Source organism: Phycisphaeraceae bacterium (genome assembly GCA_019636555.1).
GTDB lineage: Bacteria > Planctomycetota > Phycisphaerae > Phycisphaerales > UBA1924 > JAFEBO01.
This window is the reverse complement of sequence record JAHBXH010000001.1, coordinates 3,047,874-3,070,799: the sequence shown is the minus strand read 5'-3', so window position 1 is coordinate 3,070,799 and position 22,926 is coordinate 3,047,874. Positions and strand designations below refer to the sequence as shown.

Genomic DNA, 22,926 nt, shown 5'->3' with positions numbered 1-22,926 from the left:
ATCGCAGTGCACCGTTTGTAGGCTGCCATTCAAAGTTCGATAGGAAGCGTTGCTGAATGACCCTCGGATCAGCATGCCCTGATCCGTCTTCATGAAATTTGAGACACGAGATGTGCTCGTGAAAGTGTCCCCCGTCAGATCGAGAAGCGATTCCCACTGTCCGTTCCGATTGCGAAAAACCTTCGCGGGCGGAGCGACGAGTGGCGGGTTGTATGGATACTCGTAGGCGACGTACAAATCAATGCCGTCAACCGCGATGGCAGTTGGTGTGCCGGAAGTCGTCGGCACCGAGATCGGAATCCATTGGGAGCCGTCCCACGCGGCGACGCCGGACACTTTCGTGGCGCCGGCGAGCGTGATGTCGCCCACAACCACAACGACCGACTTTGCCGGCCCCGGGCCATCTGGGTCCCACTCGACAATGCCCGTCACAGTTCCATTGACACCGGGAATTCCTTCGCCCGGCAACCAGTCAAACTCGCACTGTGCCCTCGCACAAGGAGCGCCGGCAGCGCAGGCGATCATCAGGAAAGTCAACCAAACACAAACACGGAAGCGCATAGTGAATCCCCGTTTTATCCGAGGATATCACAACATCGTTGAAACTCCAAGAGACTACTTTCCAGGCTCTGCCGACAAATCGTCCCACTGCCGGTAGTTTTGATAACACACCGGCCTGCACCACCGCTCAATAGCTCTCGGCCCGACCGCCGTTGACTCGGGGCGGTTGGTCGCGGGCCACGGGCCGCCGTGCACCATGCCCTCCGCAACTCGGACGCCGGTCGGCACACCGTTGAAAATGATGCGGCCGGTGCGGGCGGCGACCTCGGGCAGCAGCCCACGGACCTGTTCGAGATCGGAGTCATCAAACCACAGTGAAATCGTGAGCGAGCCTGGTAGCGTTTCAATCACGGCGCGAGACTCTTCCATTGTGCCCGAGAGAACGACCGCCGCGGGGCCGAACATTTCCGTCTCGAGCACCTCCGAGAATTCGAGTCCGGCCCGGGTGGGCGCGCGGAGCACGAGCGGCACGGTCTTGTCTGAGCCGTCGGGGTGCTCGGAGACATCTTCTCCAAGCGCCGCTGCGACCTTCGCGACCGAGCGCTGAAAGCCGGTTCGCACGTTTTCTGAAAGCATCGTTCGCGCCGGCGATTTGCCCAGCTCATCTTCGAGCATCGAAGCGAAGAAGTGATCGTTCGAGGGTACGAGGACAATGCCGGGGCATGTGCACTGCTGACCGTGCCGCGCGGCGATCGACGATGCGAGCTGCTGTGCGATCGCGGGCCCGCGCGCTGCCAGAGCGCCGGGAAAAACGATGTTCGGATTGACGCTCCCCATCTCCGCGAAGACTGGAATGGGAATCGGCCGCGCGTTGGCAATCTTGATGAGCGTGCTGCCGACCGAAGTCGAGCCTGTGAAGCCAACTGCCGCAGCATTCCGGTGTTCGACGAGAGATTTGGCCAGTGCCGGAGTGTCTTTGCCATCGTCTTCGACATACCCGAGCAGGTCGGGGTCGAATCTCGCAGACTTGATCGCGTCGCGCGCGATGCTCGCGATCAGGCGGCCGGTATTGCGGTGCGCCGGATGCTCCTTGACGACGACAGGGCAGCCCGCGGCGAGCGCGCTGGCCGTGTCGCCGCCGCAGACGCCGTACGCGAGCGGAAAGTTGCTCGCGCCGAAGACGATTACGGCGCCTCGCAGAGGGATGAGCATCGAGCGCACATCGTGATTGGGGCCGATGGCCGAGGAAGGGTCGGATTCTGCGGGCGAAACTGCCGCGCGGACCCACTTTCCCTCTTCCACAAGCGCGGCGAACATCTCGAGCGTCCGCGTCATGCGGGAGAATTCGGGGGCGAGTTCGGCATCGGTGAGCGACGTTTCGGATGCCGCGGCGGCGATGATGAGGGAACGAGATTGATCGAGCGCTGCAGCGATCGCGCGGAGAACTTTGCCGCGTTCACGCGCGGGCAGCGCGCTCCACGCGCGCTGGCATCGGGCGGACGCCGCGACAGTTTCGCTCGGGTTCATGCCGAAGCGTACTGCTGCTGAAGAGTGGGGGCAGGCGGCGGATGGCAGTGGGCGGTGGGGGCTGGGGGTGTGGGGCGGCGCGATATTCTCTGCCCCGTGAAATCCGACCCCTCAATTTCCGGCATCGGCGAACTCGTCCCCGATCTTCCCCGCAAGGTCGGCTTCTGGGGCGCGATCGCCGTCATGGTGGGGGTGGTCATCGGCAGCGGCATCTTCCGCACGCCCACGACGATCGCGCAGAACCTCGGCGATCCGTGGATGATTCTGGCGCTCTGGCTGGCTGCGGGTCTCATCGCGCTCTGCGGCGCGCTCACGTTTGCGGAACTCGCCGCGATGATGCCGCACTCCGGCGGCATTTATGTTTTCATCCGCGAGGGGTTCGGCTCGTGCCCGGCGTTCGTCTTCGGCTGGACATACATGCTGATCACCAAGCCCGCGGCGGCCGGCGGGATCGCCTTTATCTTCGCCGAGTACTTCAACACCCTCACCGGGCTGCAATGGAATCCCGCGTTGCTCACATGCAGCGCATTGTTTGTTTTGACGCTCATCAACGTGATCGGCGTGCGTGAATCGACCGGATTCTCGATGGTGGTCACGGCATTGAAGTATTCGGCACTCGTGGGTGTGATCGCGCTCGGTCTTTTCCGCGTCGTGTATGGCGGCGCATCCACCGTCGGAACTCTCGCTCAGTCTGCTGTTGAGATTCCGCTGTGGAAGGGCGTGCTCGTGGCACTCACGCTGATCATGTGGACGTACGACGGCTGGAGCGATATCGGCGCGATCGCGGGGGAGATCAAGAACCCTGAGCGCACGCTGCCGCGGGTGTACATATCGGGGACGCTCGCGGTTATTGGTCTCTATCTGCTCGTAAATCTTGTGTACCTTTGGTTCGTGCCGCTGCCGGAAATGCGGGGATCGAAAACGATCGCGATGACGACGGTTGAACGGCTGACCGGGCCGACGGGCGCGACTTTGATCGCCGTTGTCATCATCATCTCAACGCTCGGCTCGTCGCACGCATCTGTCATGACCGGAGCACGCGTGACTTTCGCGCAGGCGCGTGATGGATTGCTCTTCAGGTTTCTGGGCCGAATCAGCCCGCGTTTCGAAACGCCCGCGGTCGCGCTCTGGGTTCAGCTCGCGCTTTCCTGCCTTGCCGTCACGCTGCTCAAAAACTTCGAGAGTCTGGCGAGCTCCTTTGTCTTCACAATGTGGATTTTCTACGGAATGGGAGCCATTGCTCTCTTTGTCCTGCGAGCCCGGCGACACCAGCACGCACGGCCGTTCCGGGTTCCCGGGTATCCGATCGTGCCGCTGATCTTCGTTCTCGCGAGCGTGGGGATGACGGTGCTGTCGATTGTGGCCGATCCGGGCTCGACGCTTCCGTGGATCGGCGTCCTGTTCGCGGGCGTGCCGGTGTATTTTGTGTGGCGGTGGTTGTATCCTGCAGCACACGCCGCGGTATAACCGCGTCCGCGTTGGCGACATTGGAGCTTTGACCCCGCGCTCACTTTTTCGGGTCGTACGCCATCGCCAGGTCTTCTTCCGATAGATCGCGTTTGAAATCGTCGAGGGCGCGATTCAGCATATCGACCGACCTTTGTGCCGCGGCAACGGCGTTGTCCATCGAACTTTTGCCCGTCACTTTCTTGAGCTGGTCGCCCAATTTCAATTCGGCCAGCCGCCTGTCCGAAACCTGGCGGGCCTCGATCAATCCCCGCAGCAGAGCTTCGGCTTTGTCGCGTGCGGCGGTCGTCTCCGCCAGAATTCGCTGTCGCTCGGTCAGTGACATTGGAGGAAGTGTACGTCGCGCGACTCGCGCGGATTTCTTACTCGGCTTTCATGCCCATCTCATCCCAGTCCCCCAATATCACCCTGTTGTCCGGTCCGCGGACGTCCCCGGAATTCGTCCGCGGCCGGACAACACCTTTATTGGTCCTTGACTAGCCCGCGAAGACTCGCGGTTTTTTTTCGATCGTCGGGCGGATCCCGTTAGAACAGCCCGGCGACTACCTGCCGGCGCGCGGGGCTTTCTTTGTTGAAGACCTCGCGGCCGACTTCTTTGGCGCCGCCTTCTTCGCAGCGGGCTTGTTTGCAGCGGGCTTGCCCGGCGTCCGGTTCGCGAGCGCCGATTCCACTTCCGCGATGTATTTCCTCGCCGGCACGCGCCGGATCGCTTCGCCGATCACGTCCAGCGCGAGGTCCTCGATTTTCTTGAAACGAATGCAAGACTTCCCCATGTCGAGCTTCTTGCCGCTCTTGGCCCAGGCTTCCTGAAACCATTTCATGTGCGAAGCATTGCCGTAGGTGCACATCAAATAGATCGACATGTAGTTCTTCTGAGAGGCCAGGGCCGCGAACGGAAGCGCCTGCTCCGGCTTGCAGTGATAGCCCTTCGGATAGACGCTATGCGGCACGCAGTAGCCGATCATGCCGTAGCTCATGTTCTCGACATAGTCCTTGTCGAGGTTCTTGAGCACCACTTTCCGGACAGCTTCGATCGCTTCGCGACGATCCGGAGGAAGGGAAGCGAGATAGGCCTGAACTGTCGCGGCTTTGCTTTGCATTTGTGTAGTCTACCGAGCCCTGACCGAGTCAAGCGTGGGCTTGGCGGGCCTCTCACCGCGAGGAGGACCTTCGGAAGCCGCTTCGTGATTCCCGCCTTATTCTGAAGCCCCATGAGCAAACACGAGCCCAATGCTCGGATCTATCAGCGCGTTCTCAGCGGCAAACCCGCGATCGTGGAAATTGAAGAACACTGCATCGATGCCGCGAAGCGAGAGGGCCTGAACTCGTGCGTGCTGGCCTCCGCCCGATTCGCGGACCAGGACGCCGACGGCCTGCCCGCTCCGGGAGCGCTCGAGCAGTTGCAATTGCTTGATGAACACGTTGCTGCCGCGGCAGACCAGTGCAACGCGGTGCTGGCCGCGATTGTCACCTCCGACGGCCGGCGTACGTGGATCTTGTACGGGTCGAACTCCGAAACACTTCTGCGTGCGGTTGCCGCAGGAGCCAAAGCAGGCGGCCCGATGCGTGCCGGAATCGGGCTTGGCGCACAGGTCGGCATCGTGGTTCGAAGCGAGAACGACCCCGGCTGGAAGCAATTCTCGGCGGCGCTTCCCACTGCGGAGGAGATCCGCTGGAACGAAGATCTCGCGGTCATCGAACAACTCGAGGAATACGGCGACGACCATTCCGTGCCAAGGCCGATCGAGCACATGGCGTTTCTTCCGACCGAGGAAGCCAGGATGGAATTCATGCAGTGGGTGCGATCAAACGGTTACGAGATGATCATGGAAACCGGCCGACGCGAAGCCCGTGGTTGGCCCGCGGAATTCGCCATCGATTCGGTCATCGATATCGATGAAATATTCGAGCAGACGTGCGCGATCACGGTCGAGGCCGAGCGACTGGGCGGAACGTACGACGGCTGGCAAACTCGGGCGGTCGAAAAAGGTGCCGGCGGCGACGACGCCATGTGATATGCTGCCGCCTTCCGCGGCCGGACCCGTGTAGGAGCGGGGTCGGCCGACGCGAGAGAGAACAAGGAGACAGAGCGCATGCGTATTCAGATTTTCGTTCCCGCCGCCCTGGCGGCCGTTGTCGCTTCCGGGGCATCGGCACAACTGGTGTTCGGCACCACCTCGCCGACCACAACGAATCCCGCGGCTGTGTACCTCGACATCAACAGCGGAACGACCACGACTCTGTGGAATAGCGCAGCAAACAAAAAGGTCAACGGACTTGCCGCGGACACCGCCAACGGGCTGCTCTATGCCAATGACGCGGCTCGTCTGAATGTCTGGTCGTACGGCAGTGTTGGGACTGTTCCCGCGTTCATCGGCGGCATGTACCGAACCAACGACAACGTGAGCTTTACCGCGACCGGCGTTGACGGGCTCGCGTTCGCCAACAACAAGCTCTACGCATCGACTTCGTTCGGAAGCACCGTCTACAAGCGCGGCATCTATCAGGTGAACACCACTCCCGATTCCGGCGGGCGATGCGTCATGACTTCGGTCTGGCTCGATCCAACCGGTGTCGGCACCAACAGCGGCACGATTCAGTTCGGCGGAATCGATTTCAACGCCGCGGACGGAAAGTTCTGGGTCACCAACGGTACCGACACGACCGGTTCCGGCGGCACCTATCAGCGCGCGATTTACACCGTCGACGCCTTCGGCACCGGCGACATGATCAAGATCGCTGATTTTCCGACCGGTCACAACCAGATCGACGGCCTCGCGATCGGCGGCGGCTACGCCTGGCTGACCGAGCAGGCGCCGAGCTCGTCGGTCGTGAACATCTTCGGCTTCAATCTGACGACGCTGCAGTACGACAAGAGCTTCACGTTTGCGTTGACCGATGCTTCCCAGCGAGCAAGCGGCGCGTGCTGGGCGCCAAACGCCTACCTCGCGATTCCGGCTCCGGCTGCAGGTGCGATGCTCGCGCTCGGACTCTTCGGCGCGACTCGCCGCCGTCGATCCTGAATAGCGAATTCTTCCTGAATCAAAAAGCGCCCGGCAGACCGCCGGGCGTTTCATTTTTTGTTTTCAGGGCTCGCCCCAACTCCCGTCTTCGTGCGCTTCCGGCGCAAACCAGTTCGCGGGCCATTCCGGCGCTTCGACGCGTGTGATGATGAGTTTGCGGATACCGGCGCGCCTCGGCACTGCTCCCCGCGTCTGCGCTCCCGGCATTTGGGCCCCCGGCGGCGGTGGACGCATCCCGGGCCCGGCTTCCGGAGGCGGAGGTCTCTCGCCGCGCGGTGGCGGCATTCCTGCAGGCGGCATTCCCGGCGGCGGCCGATCTGGCTTTTCACCCCGCGGACCTTCGCCCTCGGATGGCGGCGGACGTCTCCCAGCAGGACCGCGCGGACCCGGATGATCGGTCCAGTCCATCTCCATTTTCTCCGCGATCATCGTCTCGGCATCGATCCAGAGCTCGATGCGATCGGCGAGCGGGCGCGATGCGCCGGCGCGTTTCGTGCCTTCGATACGTCGGAAGGAGCGTCCATCCACGATTTCTGGTTCGAGAGCCCTGAGTTCGTAGCCCGATGCGAGCGCTTCCAGCAATTGCTCGATCGACTCCGCGAAAATTGATTCGCCTTCCGCGGTCGCCCAGCGCGGCCAGGCCCGACGCGGATCGCGCCGCTCGATCCCGCCCTCACGCCGGATCGCCCATTCGCCGATCGAGTCTTTCCCCGCGATCGCGGTGTGCCCATTCGGCGCCCGAGCGCGCAGCAGGAAATTCGAGCCGCTGCTGTCGAAAACAGCCTCCGCTTGCTCCGGCATTTCCGTCTCATCCGCGGAAAGTATGTGCACTTCGTAGCGCCGATCCCCGGCATTTCGTGCCGCCTGGATCGAAGCCATCAGCGTGGCGCGGGCCTGATTCGTCGCGGCGGAACTAAAGATCCACGCGGTCAGGAGCGTGGCGAGCACAACAGCGAGCACACCCGAGAACCGCCGGATTCGTGCCCAGTTCAATCGCCTGCCACTCGGCATTTCGGACCGGCGCAGCGCGCCCGCCAGCCGATCCATCCGCCGCTCAGCCGCGTTTTCCGCGCGCTCGTGCAATGCGCCAAGCGCGCCGTGTACGAAGAGCTCATCGGCCTGACTCTGCGCATCGCGGGCGGGGTCGGGCCCGATGAACTCAGCTTCGGAAGAATTGCTGCGCTCGTTCATGGCGATCCCTCCTGTTTGCGAAGGCAATCCGCGATCGCCGCGCGGCTGCGCTGCACACGCTTCTTGATCGTCTCTTCTTCGACCCCGAGCGCGAGCCCGATCTGTTTGAGCATCATGCCGCGGGCATAGGCCAGTTCCATCACTTCGCGCATCGCGGCGGGCAGTTCTGCCAGGCAGCGGAGCAGCCGATCGATTCCCTCAGAGAAAGATCCGCCGGCGGGCAACGACGCCGCGAAGCCGTCGTATCGCGCATCGAGCAAATCGAGCACGCGCGGGTCCGACATCACCATTCGTTGAGTGTTCTTTCGGGCGTGCTCCATCGCGAGATTGCGCGCGATCCCCCGCAACCACGCGTCGAACGGTCGCGTGCGGTCGTAATCGTCGATCCGCCTCCACGCCACCATCATCACCTCCTGGAACACATCATCGAGCAGAGCGCCCGATCCCACACCCACGAGAAGGCTCCGCAGATACGCAGCAAGCATCTCGGCATGCCGCCGGGCCAGTTGTTCGAATTCGGCCAGGCGATCCTCGGTGCTGCGCTGCGGCAAGTGCCTCTTCCTTCTATTGGTGCGTTCGCTCCCTTGGGGGACACGAACGCACGAACGCCCCCGATCATTGCAGAAAAAACCGGCGGGTGTCCCCCGGCGGGTCGCCAGGGCCAATTCTCTCGGGGGACCCCACGCCCGAACCGCACGTCCGAGGAGGTCTGCATGCGAGCCATTTCCGCTTTCGCTTTCTTTGCTGTCGCGTCCGGGGTCGCTCAACTTTCGTCGGCGCAACCGGACGTGAAAGCCTGGAAGCAGAACGCGACCGGGAGTCACGGCCAGAGCAGCGACGCGTTCATCAACAACATCCTCAGCACGATCCTCTCCGATGTGCAGCAGGTGCGCACGACTTCGACCAATTCCTACGTCAACGCCACGGGAATCCCCGCCTATCCGATCGGTCCGTGGCCGAGCAATCCCAACACGCCTTCAAACCAGAACATCCTCGCACGCTTCCCACATACGCCGACCGCCGCGACCGGAACACACACCAGCACCGGTCTCGGCGCGATCGGGCTCTGGATCGACGGCGTCGAAATCTTCAACGCGAAAGATGCGCGCTCCTATCAGAACAAGGGCTTCTGGAATCAGAACGCGGTCATTGTCGAAGGGCCGAGTTTCGATTCGGCCGGCGGACACCCGGCTCCCGGCGGCGCCTATCACCATCACCAGACTCCGATCGGCTTGCGCATCGTTCTTGGAGACAGCGGCACGAAGCACTCTCCGATTCTCGGTTTTGCGTTCGACGGATTCCCGATCTACGGCCCGTACGGATTCGCGAACGCCGACGGAAGCGGGGGAGTCGTGCGCTTGAATTCGAGCTACCGCGCGCGCTCAATTACAACGCGCACAACCCTCCCGAACGGAACGGTCCTGACCCCCACGAATTACGGTCCGAATGTCAGCACGACCTATCCGCTGGGCTACTACATCGAAGATTTCGAATACATCGCGGGCCTCGGCAATCTCGATCAATACAACGGTCGCTTCTGCGTCACGCCCGACTATCCCGGCGGCACCTACGCCTACTTCACGACCATCGACGCGTCCGGCGCTTCCGCCTACCCCTACATCGTCGGCCCGCAGTACTACGGGGTGCTCCAAACCGACAACACCTCGCACTCGGTTTCTGTCCCTTCCGGCGCCGCGCCCTACTGCGAGGCCGATCTGAATTGCGACGGCCAGATCGACGACGCAGATTTTGCAATGTTCGCTCCGGCGTACAACATCCTGTTGTGCACCGAAGCCGACATGCCTGCCGGCTGTTACGCGGACCTGAATCACGATGGATCGGTGGACGACGCTGATTTCGTTCTCTTCGCGGTCGCGTACGATGCCCTCGTCTGCAATTGACCCGCAGCGCTTCGCGCGGCGGAATCAAATGAAGTCGCGAATCCTCACCATCCTCGCGCTGGTGTTGATCTCGCTCGGCGCTCCGGCAGCGGGCGCACCTTCCTCCGATCCCCATCTGCGGCTCGTGTTCGATCATGTTTTCGGCCCCGAGCCGATGCGATTCGAGGATGTGAGCCTCCGCACTTCCGGCGGCAACACGATCTCGGTGACTCGTCTCTCCTATCTGGTTTCAAACATCCGGCTGCTTCGCTCGCACGCGCCACCCCTCGCAATCTCGACCGTCGGTTTCATCGATGCCGCGGAAAGCCGAATCGGAATCGATCTCGGCGCCGTTCCCGACGAAAACTATTCCGGAATCGAATTCGACATCGGCCTCGAGCCCGAGCGTAACCACAGCGATCCGTCGCAGTACGGCCCGGAAGATGCGCTGAACCCGGTGTTGAACGGGCTGCACTGGAGCTGGCAGGGCGGCTATGTCTTTCTCGCCATCGAAGGCCGGTATGTGCTCCCGGCGGATCAGCTCGGTGGATACTCGTACCACATCGCGACCGATCGTCACCTCATGCACTTTTCGCTGCCGGGCCCGATCTCGGTCGACGGGGATTCGGCGCTCGCGCTCCGCTTCGATGTGTCTCGAATCTTCGATGCGCCAAATCGCATCGTGATCCGGCACGCGGGCGGCGCGGATTCAACCCATTCCGCGGACGATGATCCTCTCGCGGGCCTTCTTGCTTCCAATATCGCCGGAGCGATCTCACTCGGAGAAATCTCGCGATCCACGCCGACTGAAGAGACCTCGCCGCTGGCGAGCACATCCATTCCGCCCGGGACGCGCCGGTTCTATCTGCAAATCCCGCAAGGATTCGGCGAGCCGCCCCTTCCAGCCGACAACCCTCTCACGGTCGAGGGCGTATCCCTTGGCGAAAAACTGTTCTTCGAAAAGAAACTCTCCGCCAACAACGCCCAATCCTGTTCGGATTGCCATCACCCCGATGCCGCGTTCTCCGATCCCGGCAACGCCTACAGCAAAGGTGTCGACGGGTTGCTCGGGAAACGCAACACCATGCCGCTCTTTAATCTCGCGTGGATGACATCCATGACGTGGGACGGCAAGCGCACCCGCCCCCGTGATCAGGCGCTCGCGCCGATCCAGGACGAGCGCGAGATGCACCAGAGCCTTGATGCCGCGGTTGCCAAGCTCCGCGCCGACCCCGACTATCCGGCGCTCTTCGAAAAGGCCTTCGGCTCGCCGGGCATCACCGACGAGCGCCTCGGGCTCGCGCTCGAGCAGTATCTTCTCACGCTCATCTCCGGCGATTCGAAGTTCGATCGCGCCGTGCGCGACGAAGCGCAGTTCACCGACGAAGAAAAACACGGGCTGACGCTTTTCGTCCTCGAATTCGATCCCGCCCGCGGCCGCCTCGGCGCCGACTGCTTCCATTGTCACGGCAACGAGCTTTTCACCAACAACCTCTTTAAAAACAACGGACTCGACTCCGAATTCTCCGATCGCGGCCGCCAATCAGCGACCGGCCGAAGCACCGACGCCGGAAAGTTCAAGGTTCCTTCGCTTCGCAATGTTGAACTCACCGCGCCGTACATGCACGACGGCCGATTCGCAACGCTCGAAGAAGTCATCGATCACTACGCGGATGGAGTGCACCCCTCCGACACGCTCGATCCGAACATCTCCAAGCATCCCGATGGCGGCCTCGCCCTCTCCTGCGAAGATCGCAAAGCCTTGGTCGCATTCCTCAAAACGCTGACCGACATGAAATATCGAAAACATGAAGTCGAAATCAGCCCGCCCTGAGCGCCGCGGCAAATCACGTTCATACATTTGATCGAGAACAACCGGAGAGCGTCGTGCCCGGCACCGATGGATTCCATCGCGAGAAGACCGATTCCGCGCAGCCGCAAGCGCGCTCCGGCTTTCCTTTTTTGTTGGTTGCGGTGGCCGGTTTCGCCGCAATCGTGATCGTCGCACTCGTGGTTCGAAGTGCAAGGCTTGCCCAGGCGCCTCGCGAGATCCCATCGAAGCCCGAGACATCGAATCCCGCGGCACTCGCCGAGATCCGTGCTATCTCCGAAGAAGCCCGAAAGGCCTCGCTCGACGGCGATGACGAGAAAGCGATCCGCCTCACTGCCGAGACCGCAAAGAAACTCGAAGCCGTCGCGGCCTCTTCCACGGGCGCAGAAAAAGCGGTCATGGAATACGCAGCCGCGCTTGCCGCGGAACAGAACCAGATTCTGAAAAAGTACATCGATGCCGCCGGCGCGTTTGCCGATGCGGGAGGGACTTCCTACACCGGCCTGACCGATGCACAATCCGTACAAGCACGACAGTCGCTGCTCGAAACGGCAACGAGTTCCCACGAAGCCGTGATCGATTATTTCCGCGGCATTTCGGCGCGCATTCCCAAGGACCTCGCCGCTCGGGGTGTTTCCAGAAAAGATGCGGACGAGTTCGCAGCGGGCTTCAACGCCAAGGCAAACCCCGAGAATCTTCTCGGCATTCACCAACTCGAACACCAGATCCTGCTTGCTTCCAAGCAGCAGTTTGAAGTGCTCGAAGTAAACGCGGATCGATGGTCGGTCACGAGCGAAGGGGAATTGTCATTCTCCGACGAATTTCCGAAAGACGCCAGAGAAGAGATCGCACGCCTGCGCCGCCAGATCGAGTCGCTCGCTTCCCAGCAGGAATCGCTCATCGAGGCGCGCAAAGCCAGCCGCTGATTTCAGACATCCCACCCCCAAAGAAACAGACCGCCGATCCTTCGATCGGCGGCCCAGGAGATTTGATCATGCATCAAAATGCGATCAGGCGCGACGGCGGCGAGCCGCGGCAAGACCACCGATGGCAAACAGCGCGAGCGAGCCCGGCGTCGGGATCGTTTCGATCACCGCGGTGCCGTACTGGCCGACATCGGTCACCCACACGCACGGTCCCGTCACTTGAAAGCCCCACTGAACATGGCGGCCCGGCGCGGCGATCGTGTTGAGGCTCAGGCTGAAGTTGCCGGCGACGATCGGGATGAAGATGTCCACCGACGAGGAATAGTCCGGAGCGAAATCGCGGATGAAGATCATCCCGACGTGCGAACCCGCCAGCGTGTTCGAGAGCACCTTGCCCTGGAACGTCACCATCTGGCCCGAATACGTGTCCGTCACCTCGTGGTAGAGGTTGGCTTGCATGACCTTGTTCCCCATCGCGCCCGGTCCGCCGCTCGGCGTGTACCAGAACGGATCGGGATCACCGATGGTGTTCGGTCCGAGCGTCAGGGTGTGGCCCGGATCATTGAACACAGCCGTGAGATCGGGTGGGCCCCAGGGGCTTCCGAAGACGTAGCCGCCACCATTGGAAGGCAGTTCGAACACATTCATGAAGCCAAGCCACGAGGGTCCGCTCGGGTCGACATTGACGACGACTGCTTGGGCGCCAGTCGCGCATGCCGCGCCAGCCACCAAGGCTGTCAGAATACGTCTCATCGTTCTCTCCTCTTGAGTTTCGCGGAACAGTTACAGTAACGATCCACAACGAGCTTCAAGACTAATCGATGCAGCAGTTTCCGTCTACGGAATTAGGGGAAGACCGTGCAGAAAGTGTTACATGTGGTTTTATGGGACGCCACTCGTTACATGGCTTTGGGACCTGGAGCCGCTGCTCCGCTCTTCGGTCAAGTGCGGGTTCCGCGGGATGTTGGGTCCGCTTGGGCCGGACCACAGGACAGGATTTGCAAAAATAAAAAGGCGCGGCCGAGATGCCTCGGACGCACCCTTTCTTCCCTCCTGAACCAACATCAGCGTCGGCGTCGTGGGGCGACAATCAGCGATGCCAATCCGGCCAGAGTGAAGGCGCCCGGAGCCGGGATCGAAATCGTGTCGATCACAACTTCGTGGAGAACTGAACCTTCTTTTACTTTCAGCGTGATCAGGTCCCAATCCGGATTGGGCCGGATCTTCCAGTCCTGATAAAAATGATGATCATCGACGACGCCGCCGCCGACCAGCTCGCCGAGATGCGGAATGATCAGCGGATCGAAACCGACGACGGAAAAAATGTCCGGCGGCTTCAGTCCGCTCCAGGTCACTTGAATGCGCAGGAGTTTGATCGGCAAGTCGTCCACCCAGTTCTGTAGTTTGAAATTGATGAGCGCGTCACCGTGCTTTGGAGTGATGCCGCCGATCGGACCGGTTTGCCAGTCGCCCCCGTCACCGAAGGCGTGTGTTTCAAACAAACCAAACAGGTGGTAAGCGGGCGGCCCCGCCACCGCGCTGAATGCTGTCGGCGTCACATTCAGCCAATTCGTCGGCTCCGAAGGAAATTCCCATCGCGCATACACCGACAGCGGTCCTCCTCTGTATGGAGGCGGGGCAAAGTCGTCGGCGAACGCTGTGGCAGCAAGCGTTGCAACGCCCACAAGTGCTGAAGCCAAATGTCGATTCATGTGCTCTCTCCTCCCGTGCCGACGGCAAGCAGAGCCGCTCCGGGCAACGAGCCCGGATCGAGTCGGCGTACTTGGCGGATCGGCAATCTTGTCTCTCGCGGGCGCACCGGACGAGCAACGGATGGAACCGGTGGTCCGACACCCAAATCCAACTGATCTGATCGCGGGGCGGACCGCGATGGCAGACCCGAACTCCGCGATGCTATACAAACCCATTCATCTCGCAAGATGAAATCCAGAGAATCGACATAGGTATTCGCCTCAATTTTCTTCAATGGACAAAATGGAACATGCAAACATCTTGGTCTGTTCGGTTTTTGGATGCAGCATGTCAACCATCCAAATGCCATTCATTAGTGTGCAGAGGGATCGCGTAATCAAATAGTGCGCGTCCGACACCGCGCCCCGGGCTTCGCAATCGATAGCAAAACGCGGGCGAGTTCGAACAGGCTTCGAAGGGCGGGATTCCTTGGATGCCGTCACTCTTGAGCCAAAGCCCGAGCGGTGTAACCGTTTTCGATCGGGCCGGTCGTGTCGAGACGTATTCAGATTGCATAAAGACGAAGGGCGGCGGCTGCGAAATGAATCGATGCGCTTCGTTCAGCAATGCGCGGTCGTTCTGTCAACATTTGTCGGTAAGATGTTCGGAGCGCTGTTGAAGGAGTGAATGGCATGTCAACCCGCCCGCGTACTGTGGCGTTCGCGATCACGATTCCAGCGCTCTTCGGTCCTGCAACGAACGCGCAATGGTGCAACGCCGGCTGGGTGCCGGGCTCCGGCGCGCCAGGTACAAACGGACCCATCTTCGCGGCAACGCTCTGGGACCCCGACGGTTCCGGGCCTGAAGGTCCGCGTGTGGTGGTCGGAGGCAGTTTTTCTTCCGCCGGCGGTGTCGGCGGGAGCAATATCGCCTCGTGGGATCCGGCGACCAATCAGTGGACCGCGATCGGCAACGGAATCGGCGGCACGGTCTACGCACTCACCGCCGCGCCGAACGGAGATCTCTACGCGGGCGGTCTCTTCTCGAGCGCGGGCCAAACCAGTGCCGCCAACGTTGCAAAGTTCAGCGCGGGATCGTGGTCCAAACTCGGGACCGGCACCAGCCATTCGGTGCGGGCGCTGCACGTTGCGACAAACGGAAACCTCATCGCGGGCGGCGAGTTCATCACCGCGGGCGGCATATCCGCGCAGCACGTCGCGCGATGGAACGGCTCCGCCTGGTCCGACATGGGCGTCGGCGTGAACGGGACGATCCACGCGATCGCAACAATGCCCAACGGCGACATCATCATCGGCGGCGGATTTACCTTCAGCTTCGGCAACGGGCAAGCGGTCAACTCGATCGCGCGATGGAACGGCTCCGGCTGGTTTCCGATGGGCGGCGGCCTCGGCGGCATCCCCTACGCGTTCGGATTCCTGCCCGACGGAACGCTCTACGCCGGCGGTGACTTCGCACGCTCCGGAAGCACATTTGTTCTCTTCATCGCGCGCTGGAACGGCGCCGCCTGGCAGCCAGTCGGCTCGGGAATGAACAACATCGTGTTTTCGATGGCGACGACCGCCGACGGAAATCTGATCGCCGGCGGCAGTTTCACGACCGCCGACGGCTCGCCGGTTTCGCGCGTGGGCATTCGCTCCGGCAATTCGTGGATCCCATTCACCAGCGGCGTCAACTCGAATGTCAACGCGATCGTGACTCTGCCCAGCGGCGAGATCTTCCTCGCCGGACAATTCACAAGCGCCGGCGGATCGGCGGCCGGATTCCTTGCTCGCTATTCGATCGGTTCTCCCCCCGCGTGCGCCGCCGACTTCACGTGCGATGCGCTCGTCGACGACACGGACTTCGTGCTCTTCGCCAGCGCGTACGACCTGCTTCTCTGCTCCGACCCCGCGATGCCTCAAGGTTGTCCTGCCGATCTGAATCATGATGGACAGGTCGACGACGCGGATTTCGTGCTGTTCGCAACGGCCTACGACGCGCTGGAGTGCACGTAGAACCGCCGCCGTTTCATTTCAGCAAGACCGGCATCGACTCCACGCCTCGCAGCAGCATTCCTCGACGCCAGCGCAGCCGATCGCGGGGGATTGCGAGTCTGACCCCGGGGAATCGCTCGAGCAACCGCGAGAGAGCGCGAGTACCTTCCATTCTCGCAAGCGGCGAGCCCAGACAGAAGTGGACCCCCTGGCCGAAAGCAAGATGGCGGTTCGGAGTCCGCCGAATGTCGAATTCATCGGCATCCGCAAACTGCTGTTCATCTCGATTGGCAGAGGCCAGCACGACATAGACCATCGATCCACGTGGGATTCTCACATTCTGAATCTCGACTTCCTCGAGCGCGTAACGCTCCGACGCCATGAGAACCGGCCCGTCGTAGCGGAGGATTTCCTCGATTGCGCCGTCGATGAGCCAAAGATCGCGGATGAGCGCCTCTTTCTGCTCCGCGTGAGCGAGCAGCGTGAGCACGCCGTTCCCGATCAGATTCACCGTGGTCTCGTGGCCCGCCACCAGCAGCAGCACGATCATCGCGACCATCTCGTCTTCGCTCAGTCGGTCGCCCTCGTCGTCCGCCGCGACAAGGCTTGTAACAAGGTCCTCACGAGGCTCGCGCCGCCGATCGCGGATCATCTTTCGGACATATTGCATGAACGCGTAAGCGCTCGGAACCGCCATGAGCGCGTGCAGCGCCGAGGTATCGGCGCTCACCATCCGGTTCGACCATCTCTGGAACCGGTGCCGATCTTCTTCGGGAACTCCGAGCATTTCGGAAATGATCGTGACGGGAAGCGGGAGAGCGAAGTCGCGGATGAGGTCCATCCCGCCGCGCGACTCGGCGTCGGTGAGAAGCCGATCGACGATTTCCAGGATCCGGGGTTCGAGCGTTTCGACCAGCCGCGGCGTGAACGCCTTGTGAACCAGACGGCGCAATCGCGCGTGATCCGGATCATCAAGATCGAGCATGTTTCGGGAGAGCGGCCGCAAAAAGCCCGGCATCCACGCCGGCCGCTTGCCCGATGCGACAGTCACATCCTTGATGATCCGTTCATGATCTCTGAGCGCGTTCTGGCAATCGGCATATCGCGCGATGAGATAGGCATCGGTGGAGCGCGAGAGCCAGACGCGATGCACCGGCGCACTTTCGCGCAGCTTCTTGTAGAACGGGAACGGGTCGGCCTTAAAAGCGCGGCTCCCGAGAGCGGGCGTTGACATGCGCAAATGCTAAGAAAGCAGTTCACCCATGCGTTGCCCGGGGCTTCGGCGCAGGCGCAGCGAACCCCACTAAGCTTTCACCGACCGGCGTTCGCCGCGACCGCACTCGGTTCGGCGATTCACTCGGGAGTTGATTGCCGTGGCGGAAAGATTGATTCCATCCGTGGTGACGAGCGCCGAGTTGCTGAATCGGCTCGAGCGCTCTCAGGACGTGTTCGTCATCGATGTCCGTAGCCGCGATGAATTCGAACGCCTCCACATCGAGGGCCGTTCTCCGTTGCCCGCGTTCAATGTCCCCTATTTCGAGATGCTCGAACTCGGCGGCAAAGACGACATGATCGACTCCGTCGAGGCGTACGCCGAGCGAGAACTCAAGGAGAAGCTCCCGACCGACAAGCAGATTCTCACCGTGTGCGCCAAGGGCGACACCTCAAGCTACGTCGCGCAGGCGCTCACCCGACTCGGCTACTCCTGCGCCAATCTCGAGGGTGGCATGAAAGCATGGGGCGAGTACTACGCGACGCACACCATCGTCGAAGAGCCCGATCTCTCGATCTACCAAATCAGCCGCCCCGCGCGAGGGTGTCTCAGCTACGTTGTCGCGAGCAGTGGAAGCGCGATCGTCATCGATCCGCTCCGCCACGTTCATCACTACACCGAACTGGCCCGAGAAAAGAATCTCAAGATCGAGACGGTGATCGATACGCACGGTCACGCCGATCACATCAGCGGCGGCGTCGAACTGGCCGCCCGATCCCGCGCTTCGTACTACCTTCATCCGTACGACGCGATTCATCCGATCGACGTGCTCCCCGCCACGATCGACTACGAGTACATCGCGAACGATCGCGTCTTCCGTTCCGGAAGCCGCGAACTCCGAACAATTCACATTCCCGGTCACACGCTGGGGGTCATCGCTCTTGCGCTCGACGACAGATTCCTGTTCACCGGCGACAGCATCTTCATCCGTTCGATCGCGCGTCCGGACCTCGGCGGCAAGGCCGAGACCTGGGCGCCGCTCCATGCGCGTTCACTCCGCAAACTTCTCGCTCTAAACGGCCGGATCAAAGTGCTTCCCGGTCACTTCAGCTCGCTCGCCGAAGCCGACAGCTCCGGCCGATTTGTTGCAAGCCTCGACGAACTCAAGCGCACGAACGATGGACTCGTCGTCTTGCAGCGTGATACGGAAGAGGGCTTCGTTCGCTACCTCGTTGAGAGTCTGCCCCGCTTTGTCCCCGAGTATGTGGATATCAAGCGCGTCAACGCCGGACTCTTGAGCGCCGACGAGGAGTCCGCCGCCGCCCTCGAAACAGGCAAGAATGTCTGTGCGCTCTCGCAGGCCTACGCGGCGCGAGCCGGAGCAACGCCATGAGTCAGACTTTCGACCAGGTCTTCGATGCACGCGGCCTCAACTGCCCGATGCCGCTCGTCAACGCGCGCAAGGAGATCGGCAAGCTCGAGCCGGGCCAGATTCTCAAGGTCATGGCGACCGATCGCGGCTCGGTCGCGGATTTTCAAGGGTGGGCGAAGATCGCGAAGAATGTCGAACTCGTCGCGCAGGAGAACGAGTCGATCGATGGAGCCACGGTCTACGTTCACTTTATCAAACGTACTGTGTAAGGGGTAAATCCGATGAGCGCGCAGAGCACCATCGCAACGGAATCCGCCGAACTGCAAACGCTCCGCGAGAAAGTCCGTGATCTCGAAACGCGGCTCGCGCAGGTGGAAGGCCGGGTCGCCGAAGACCGCGTGTCGATCGTCGTCTTTTCCGGCGATCTCGACCGCGTGATGGCTTCGTTCGTGATCGCGACCGGTGCCGCGGCAATGGGCCAGCAGGTCAGCATGTTCTTCACATTCTGGGGGTTGAGCGTGATGAAAAAAGACCGCCAGCTCGCCGGCAAATCTCTTCACCAGAAGATGATGACGCTCATGTCGCCCGGCTCGAGCAGGTCCCTGCCTGTCTCCAAGATGAACTATTTCGGTGTCGGCGCCAAGATGCTGCGTTCCATGATGAAGGCAAAGAATGTCAACTCGCTCGAAGAAATGATCGCCCTCGCGCGCGAGCTCAATGTCCGCATGATCGCCTGCGAAATGTCGCGCGATGTCATGGGTATCCGGCAGACCGAACTGCTCGACGGACTCGAGTGCGGCGGTGTCGCGACGTTCCTCGCCGATTCCCTGAAATCTCGGACCAGCCTGTTTATCTGACGAAGGCGCTCATCTTCGGTCGAAGCGCCGCTCGAAATCTCGGGCGTTCGTTCCCGCGGGCTGTGCCGCGCACTACGAGCGAATAACCAATACCCGATCCGCGCCGACTCTCACAAAGTCGCATTCCGGGTGGCACGCGTCACCTTTGAATAGCCACGCAGAGAGAGGCGCGGCAGATATCGGAACATTTCAAGAGGGGGAAGCGAAGCATGAATTGCAAGCTCGTACTCGGTGTACTTTCGCTCGTACTCGGCGGCGCACTCGCTCAGGCGGAAATCGTGAAGATCGACTTCGAAGACCTCGCCGCTTCCACCAGCGTCACCAACCAGTACGCGCACCTCGGCGTTCACTTCTCCATGACGCCGATCGTCGACCCCAGCGGCACCTACCACTCCGCGGTCGAAGTGTTCTCATACGCAAAGGGCGATTTCGGCACCAAGGCCGCCGGCCTCTGGGCAAGCCCGGTTCTCATTACGTTCGATTCGGCCGTCAGCAATTTCTCCGTATTGATGAGCGACACCGAAAGGGGGTCTCTTCTCGGCAGCGTCCGCGCCTACGACGCCAACGGCAAACTCATCGACTATGTCACCGACATGACGGGGAACTACAACACATCGTGGTTCTATCAGAACACGCTCCGAATCCAGGCCGGCGGCATCCGCTCCGTGGTGCTCATGAGCGACGCCGACGGCGCGATCTTCGACAACATCACCTTCACGCGCATCCCCTCCCCCGGCGCGATGGCGCTTCTCCCTTTCGGGCTCCTCGGTCTCGCCCGCCGCCGCCGCGATTGAACGGGATTTGCGGCACCCGCTGCTCCGTCTTTTTTCTTCGTATTGTCCTTCCATGCCCATTTCGCTCGACGGTCTTCGCATGCACGTCACCCGCACCGCCGAGCTCGGCGTGGTCAACGCCGACACAATCTTCCGGTTTCATCAACAGGCAAACGAAGTCTGGGCAGACTATTCCGGAGGCGGGATCCGCCGCGGCTCGCTCATCGGCACGCTGGAAGGCGCCACGCTCAGAACTTTCGCGGATCCGCCCCCCGCGCGATTCACAAACGTCACCTCGAACGGCGTATCCACGCCGCCGGGCGATCCCCAGCGCGCAAAGAGGTGATAGTCCGCGAAGAACCCCGCGTCGAAGCGCATCCCCGCCATCGCGCCGCTGCGATACGGTCCCGCGGGTGCGTTGTACTCCCCGTCGTACTGCGGCACGTTGCTCAGGATGTTCTCGCCTCCCGATCGCGAGTCGATGAACACCTCCAGCGTGTTGAAGTTCCGCTCGAGGTTTCCCGTGAACATGAGATAAAGCCGCCCCGCGCGGATCACGCCGTACGCCGCGTCGAGCTCGCTGCCCTTCAAGTCTCCCGGCGGCACCGCATCCCCGAACCCCGTCTGCACCGTCTGCACCGCGCGCGGTGCGCCGTAGGTCGCATCCAGAATCCCGTTGACGGTCGGAGTGACTGCAATCGAGGCGCTCGCGCACATCGACGCGGCAGCCAAGAGCACGCTGATGCGCGAACAGGCTGAGCCGCTCGAATGACCAGCGCTTCGGTTATTCCGAGTCATCAAAGTCTCCCGTGAAATCCGTGCCTGCCGCGGCACGCGCGCTCAACCCCGAGCGAGCTTCGGCGAATCCAGAACGCCTCCCGGTTCGCGAAAACCCGGCCAAAGCCGCCGCAACCCCCCATACAAGGTAGCGGAAAGCCTCCGGATCACGCGCGGCGAATTGCCGAAAAATCGAATTCATCGGGGGCCTTGCAGCGGCGCAGCGGCCGGACTTGGACCACTGCTGCTTTTTGCATCAGGGCGCGGGTCCGTGGAGTGCGCGGGTTGAACGGGCGGGCGGGGCCTTGCGCGTGCCGCGAAGTTCTTTGTTGATGCTGCGGGTTGATGAGGAGGCGAAGCTGCTTTGGGCGCCTTTGCGCGAAGTCGTGGTTGAATGGTGCGGCGCGCGGGAAGCGCGTCTGCTGGAATCTGCGGGAACGCGGCGTGGCGGGGCGATTGATGCTGCGCGGCGATTGGATCCCGCGTCGGGGCGAACGGAATCGGCTGGTTGTTCGGCGGAGTTGGCGTGACGCTGCCGGCCTTGTTGCTTGTTTGTGTCTCGGTGCTGCGCACGCGAATCGATGTTGCGCGGAGACTTGCCGGGTGGGCCTGAACGCGGCGGATTCGAAGGCGGAGAGGTTGGCTTTGGAGACTTCGGCGCGGACCAGCGCTTTGCGGAGCGTTCGAAGCGGGCGATGTTGGCGAGGAGCGCAACGGTCTTGCGGATGTTTTCGCGGTAGCGAACGCGGAGCGTGTTGGATTCGAGCGTGAGGGTGAGGTGACGGAGGAACTTGGATTCGGTGACGGCCTGCTCGAGCGAAGTGGCGAGGGAATGCGCGTAGTGGGGGAGGTGCATCCCGGCGATGAAGCCCGCGCGCTGGGCGGAAGCGGAACGGATCTCGGCGAGGCGCTGCACGACGTCGGGGCGGGAGAGCCAGACGGAAATAGCATCGACGGTGGTGCTGTACATGCGCGCGAGATCGGCGAGCGAGAGCTCGGGCCGGCAGACATCGTTGAGGAAATTCACCGTGTTCGGCGGGACGAACGGCCGCGTCTGGGCCTGGAGGCGATCGACCATCGGGGGATTGAGTTGGCACTCGGGCATGGAGGTAGTTTACCATGAAGCGAATGAATTGCAAGGTGTTTGTTTGGTATTTTGGGCTTTGCCTCTAAAATGACACAACCACTTGAATTAAAAGGCATTACGGCGAATTTGTGGGCAGACTCCCACGGCGTCGCAATTTATGGGCAGACACCGGAGCGGCGAAATGGACGGCGGAACGCAAGTCGCGATTGAACCCGTTATCTTGGAGAACGATGGACAGTCGTTATCGATTGACCGATGCGGGCAAAATCACGCTGGTCACTTTTTTGGGCATGGTTGGAAGCATCTCCTGTGGAGTTGCGGCCAGTCGATTCGATCAGGGTTGGGCATCCTTTGGCGTAGGTGCGGGGATTGTCGTATTGGTGCTTGTCGCGAGTTCGATCATACAGATTCGCAAGACACGAGAGCAGGTAAAGCAGATCGGAATAGAAGAAGCACTTCGAGCCCGAGAGAAAGATATAGCTCATCAACGCGAGTCGATAGAGAGTCTCCAGAAGGACTTGGTAGGTCTGAAAGACCAGCTTTCGGCATATCACGAATTGGCTTCAAGCGAGGCCAGTCTGGGTACGGCCTACAACAACCTCGAAAAGACCATGATCGAAGTGGGCAATTTGGAGGGGGTGGCGAGCCTCTTAACGTTGAAGAGGAGTCGCAAATGAACGAGATACAGCTAGTATCTGAGGCGAGCCAGAAGATCCGAGACATGAGTCCGCCAGATCGCGATCAGTTCTTGCGATTACTCGATCGTCTCCAGTACGAGCCAATTACGAATGCCGCGAAAGCGCAACCTCGGCCTG

At 61.5% G+C, this 22,926-nt stretch carries 22 protein-coding genes; 12 read left to right on the top strand and 10 right to left on the bottom strand.

The features are described from left to right. Positions 1-615: 615 nt before the first annotated feature. Entirely contained in the window at positions 616-2,028 is a 1,413-nt protein-coding gene (locus KF691_13215) for an aldehyde dehydrogenase family protein (protein ID MBX3390403.1), read from the bottom strand. A 96-nt stretch (positions 2,029-2,124) separates the two neighbouring features. Here KF691_13215 and KF691_13210 point away from each other — a divergent pair, with 96 nt between their 5' ends. Further along, positions 2,125-3,495: an amino acid permease gene (locus tag KF691_13210; GenBank protein ID MBX3390402.1), complete on the top strand. Its 1,371-nt coding sequence runs from the start codon at positions 2,125-2,127 to the stop codon at positions 3,493-3,495. A gap of 40 nt (positions 3,496-3,535) precedes the next feature. On the opposite strand, the gene KF691_13205 is transcribed toward KF691_13210, so the two are convergent. Together KF691_13205 and KF691_13200 are read right to left on the bottom strand one after the other, a co-directional pair. After that, positions 3,536-3,820: a hypothetical protein gene (locus KF691_13205; GenBank protein MBX3390401.1), complete on the bottom strand. Its 285-nt coding sequence runs from the start codon at positions 3,818-3,820 to the stop codon at positions 3,536-3,538. Between the two features lie 217 nt (positions 3,821-4,037). After that, positions 4,038-4,595, bottom strand: a complete 558-nt coding sequence (locus tag KF691_13200) for a DUF1801 domain-containing protein (GenBank protein MBX3390400.1) — start codon at positions 4,593-4,595, stop codon at positions 4,038-4,040. A gap of 111 nt (positions 4,596-4,706) precedes the next feature. Here KF691_13200 and KF691_13195 point away from each other — a divergent pair, with 111 nt between their 5' ends. Both KF691_13195 and KF691_13190 read left to right on the top strand, forming a co-directional pair. Then, on the top strand, positions 4,707-5,510 hold the full coding sequence (locus KF691_13195) for a DUF695 domain-containing protein (GenBank protein MBX3390399.1): 804 nt from the start codon (positions 4,707-4,709) through the stop codon (positions 5,508-5,510). Between the two features lie 78 nt (positions 5,511-5,588). After that, entirely contained in the window at positions 5,589-6,518 is a 930-nt protein-coding gene (locus KF691_13190) for a PEP-CTERM sorting domain-containing protein (protein ID MBX3390398.1), read from the top strand. A 63-nt stretch (positions 6,519-6,581) separates the two neighbouring features. Here KF691_13190 and KF691_13185 read toward each other — a convergent pair whose 3' ends face one another. After that, positions 6,582-7,709 carry a hypothetical protein gene (locus KF691_13185; GenBank protein MBX3390397.1) on the bottom strand — a complete coding sequence of 376 codons (1,128 nt, stop codon included), beginning with the start codon at positions 7,707-7,709 and terminating at the stop codon, positions 6,582-6,584. After that, entirely contained in the window at positions 7,706-8,260 is a 555-nt protein-coding gene (locus KF691_13180; protein ID MBX3390396.1) for a sigma-70 family RNA polymerase sigma factor, read from the bottom strand. Before KF691_13180 ends, KF691_13185 begins: the two co-directional genes overlap by 4 nt. A 162-nt stretch (positions 8,261-8,422) precedes the next feature. Between KF691_13180 and KF691_13175 the strand changes: the two genes are divergently transcribed. From KF691_13175 to KF691_13165, 3 genes are read left to right on the top strand one after another with little or no spacing between them, the layout of a single operon-like run. Beyond that, entirely contained in the window at positions 8,423-9,610 is a 1,188-nt protein-coding gene (locus KF691_13175; protein MBX3390395.1) for a YHYH protein, read from the top strand. Between the two features lie 28 nt (positions 9,611-9,638). Next, entirely contained in the window at positions 9,639-11,423 is a 1,785-nt protein-coding gene (locus tag KF691_13170; GenBank protein ID MBX3390394.1) for a hypothetical protein, read from the top strand. A 53-nt stretch (positions 11,424-11,476) separates the two neighbouring features. Further along, a complete protein-coding gene (locus KF691_13165) occupies positions 11,477-12,346 on the top strand; it encodes a hypothetical protein (GenBank protein ID MBX3390393.1) in 870 nt (289 codons plus the stop codon). A gap of 84 nt (positions 12,347-12,430) precedes the next feature. Here KF691_13165 and KF691_13160 read toward each other — a convergent pair whose 3' ends face one another. Both KF691_13160 and KF691_13155 read right to left on the bottom strand, forming a co-directional pair. After that, a complete protein-coding gene (locus tag KF691_13160; GenBank protein ID MBX3390392.1) occupies positions 12,431-13,099 on the bottom strand; it encodes a hypothetical protein in 669 nt (222 codons plus the stop codon). 311 nt (positions 13,100-13,410) lie between these two features. Beyond that, positions 13,411-14,058, bottom strand: a complete 648-nt coding sequence (locus KF691_13155; GenBank protein ID MBX3390391.1) for a hypothetical protein — start codon at positions 14,056-14,058, stop codon at positions 13,411-13,413. Positions 14,059-14,730: 672 nt separating this feature from the next. Here KF691_13155 and KF691_13150 point away from each other — a divergent pair. Continuing rightward, positions 14,731-16,053, top strand: a complete 1,323-nt coding sequence (locus tag KF691_13150) for a hypothetical protein (GenBank protein MBX3390390.1) — start codon at positions 14,731-14,733, stop codon at positions 16,051-16,053. Between the two features lie 13 nt (positions 16,054-16,066). On the opposite strand, the gene KF691_13145 is transcribed toward KF691_13150, so the two are convergent. Further along, the gene (locus tag KF691_13145) at positions 16,067-17,266 is read right to left on the bottom strand and encodes a cytochrome P450 (protein ID MBX3390389.1); all 1,200 of its coding nucleotides are present in this window, start codon (positions 17,264-17,266) and stop codon (positions 16,067-16,069) included. Positions 17,267-17,405: 139 nt separating this feature from the next. Here KF691_13145 and KF691_13140 point away from each other — a divergent pair, with 139 nt between their 5' ends. The 4 genes from KF691_13140 to KF691_13125 all read left to right on the top strand — a co-directional run bounded on the left by KF691_13140 (position 17,406) and on the right by KF691_13125 (position 20,268). Beyond that, on the top strand, positions 17,406-18,638 hold the full coding sequence (locus KF691_13140; protein ID MBX3390388.1) for an MBL fold metallo-hydrolase: 1,233 nt from the start codon (positions 17,406-17,408) through the stop codon (positions 18,636-18,638). Beyond that, positions 18,635-18,886 carry a sulfurtransferase TusA family protein gene (locus KF691_13135; GenBank protein MBX3390387.1) on the top strand — a complete coding sequence of 84 codons (252 nt, stop codon included), beginning with the start codon at positions 18,635-18,637 and terminating at the stop codon, positions 18,884-18,886. Before KF691_13140 ends, KF691_13135 begins: the two co-directional genes overlap by 4 nt. A 12-nt stretch (positions 18,887-18,898) precedes the next feature. After that, the gene (locus KF691_13130) at positions 18,899-19,474 is read left to right on the top strand and encodes a DsrE/DsrF/DrsH-like family protein (GenBank protein ID MBX3390386.1); all 576 of its coding nucleotides are present in this window, start codon (positions 18,899-18,901) and stop codon (positions 19,472-19,474) included. A 209-nt stretch (positions 19,475-19,683) separates the two neighbouring features. Further along, positions 19,684-20,268, top strand: a complete 585-nt coding sequence (locus KF691_13125) for a PEP-CTERM sorting domain-containing protein (GenBank protein MBX3390385.1) — start codon at positions 19,684-19,686, stop codon at positions 20,266-20,268. Between the two features lie 168 nt (positions 20,269-20,436). On the opposite strand, the gene KF691_13120 is transcribed toward KF691_13125, so the two are convergent. Beyond that, on the bottom strand, positions 20,437-21,045 hold the full coding sequence (locus tag KF691_13120) for a hypothetical protein (protein ID MBX3390384.1): 609 nt from the start codon (positions 21,043-21,045) through the stop codon (positions 20,437-20,439). Between the two features lie 235 nt (positions 21,046-21,280). Continuing rightward, the gene (locus KF691_13115; protein MBX3390383.1) at positions 21,281-22,129 is read right to left on the bottom strand and encodes a hypothetical protein; all 849 of its coding nucleotides are present in this window, start codon (positions 22,127-22,129) and stop codon (positions 21,281-21,283) included. Positions 22,130-22,341: 212 nt separating this feature from the next. Between KF691_13115 and KF691_13110 the strand changes: the two genes are divergently transcribed. Beyond that, entirely contained in the window at positions 22,342-22,788 is a 447-nt protein-coding gene (locus tag KF691_13110) for a hypothetical protein (protein MBX3390382.1), read from the top strand. The last annotated feature ends 138 nt before the right edge of the window (positions 22,789-22,926 follow it).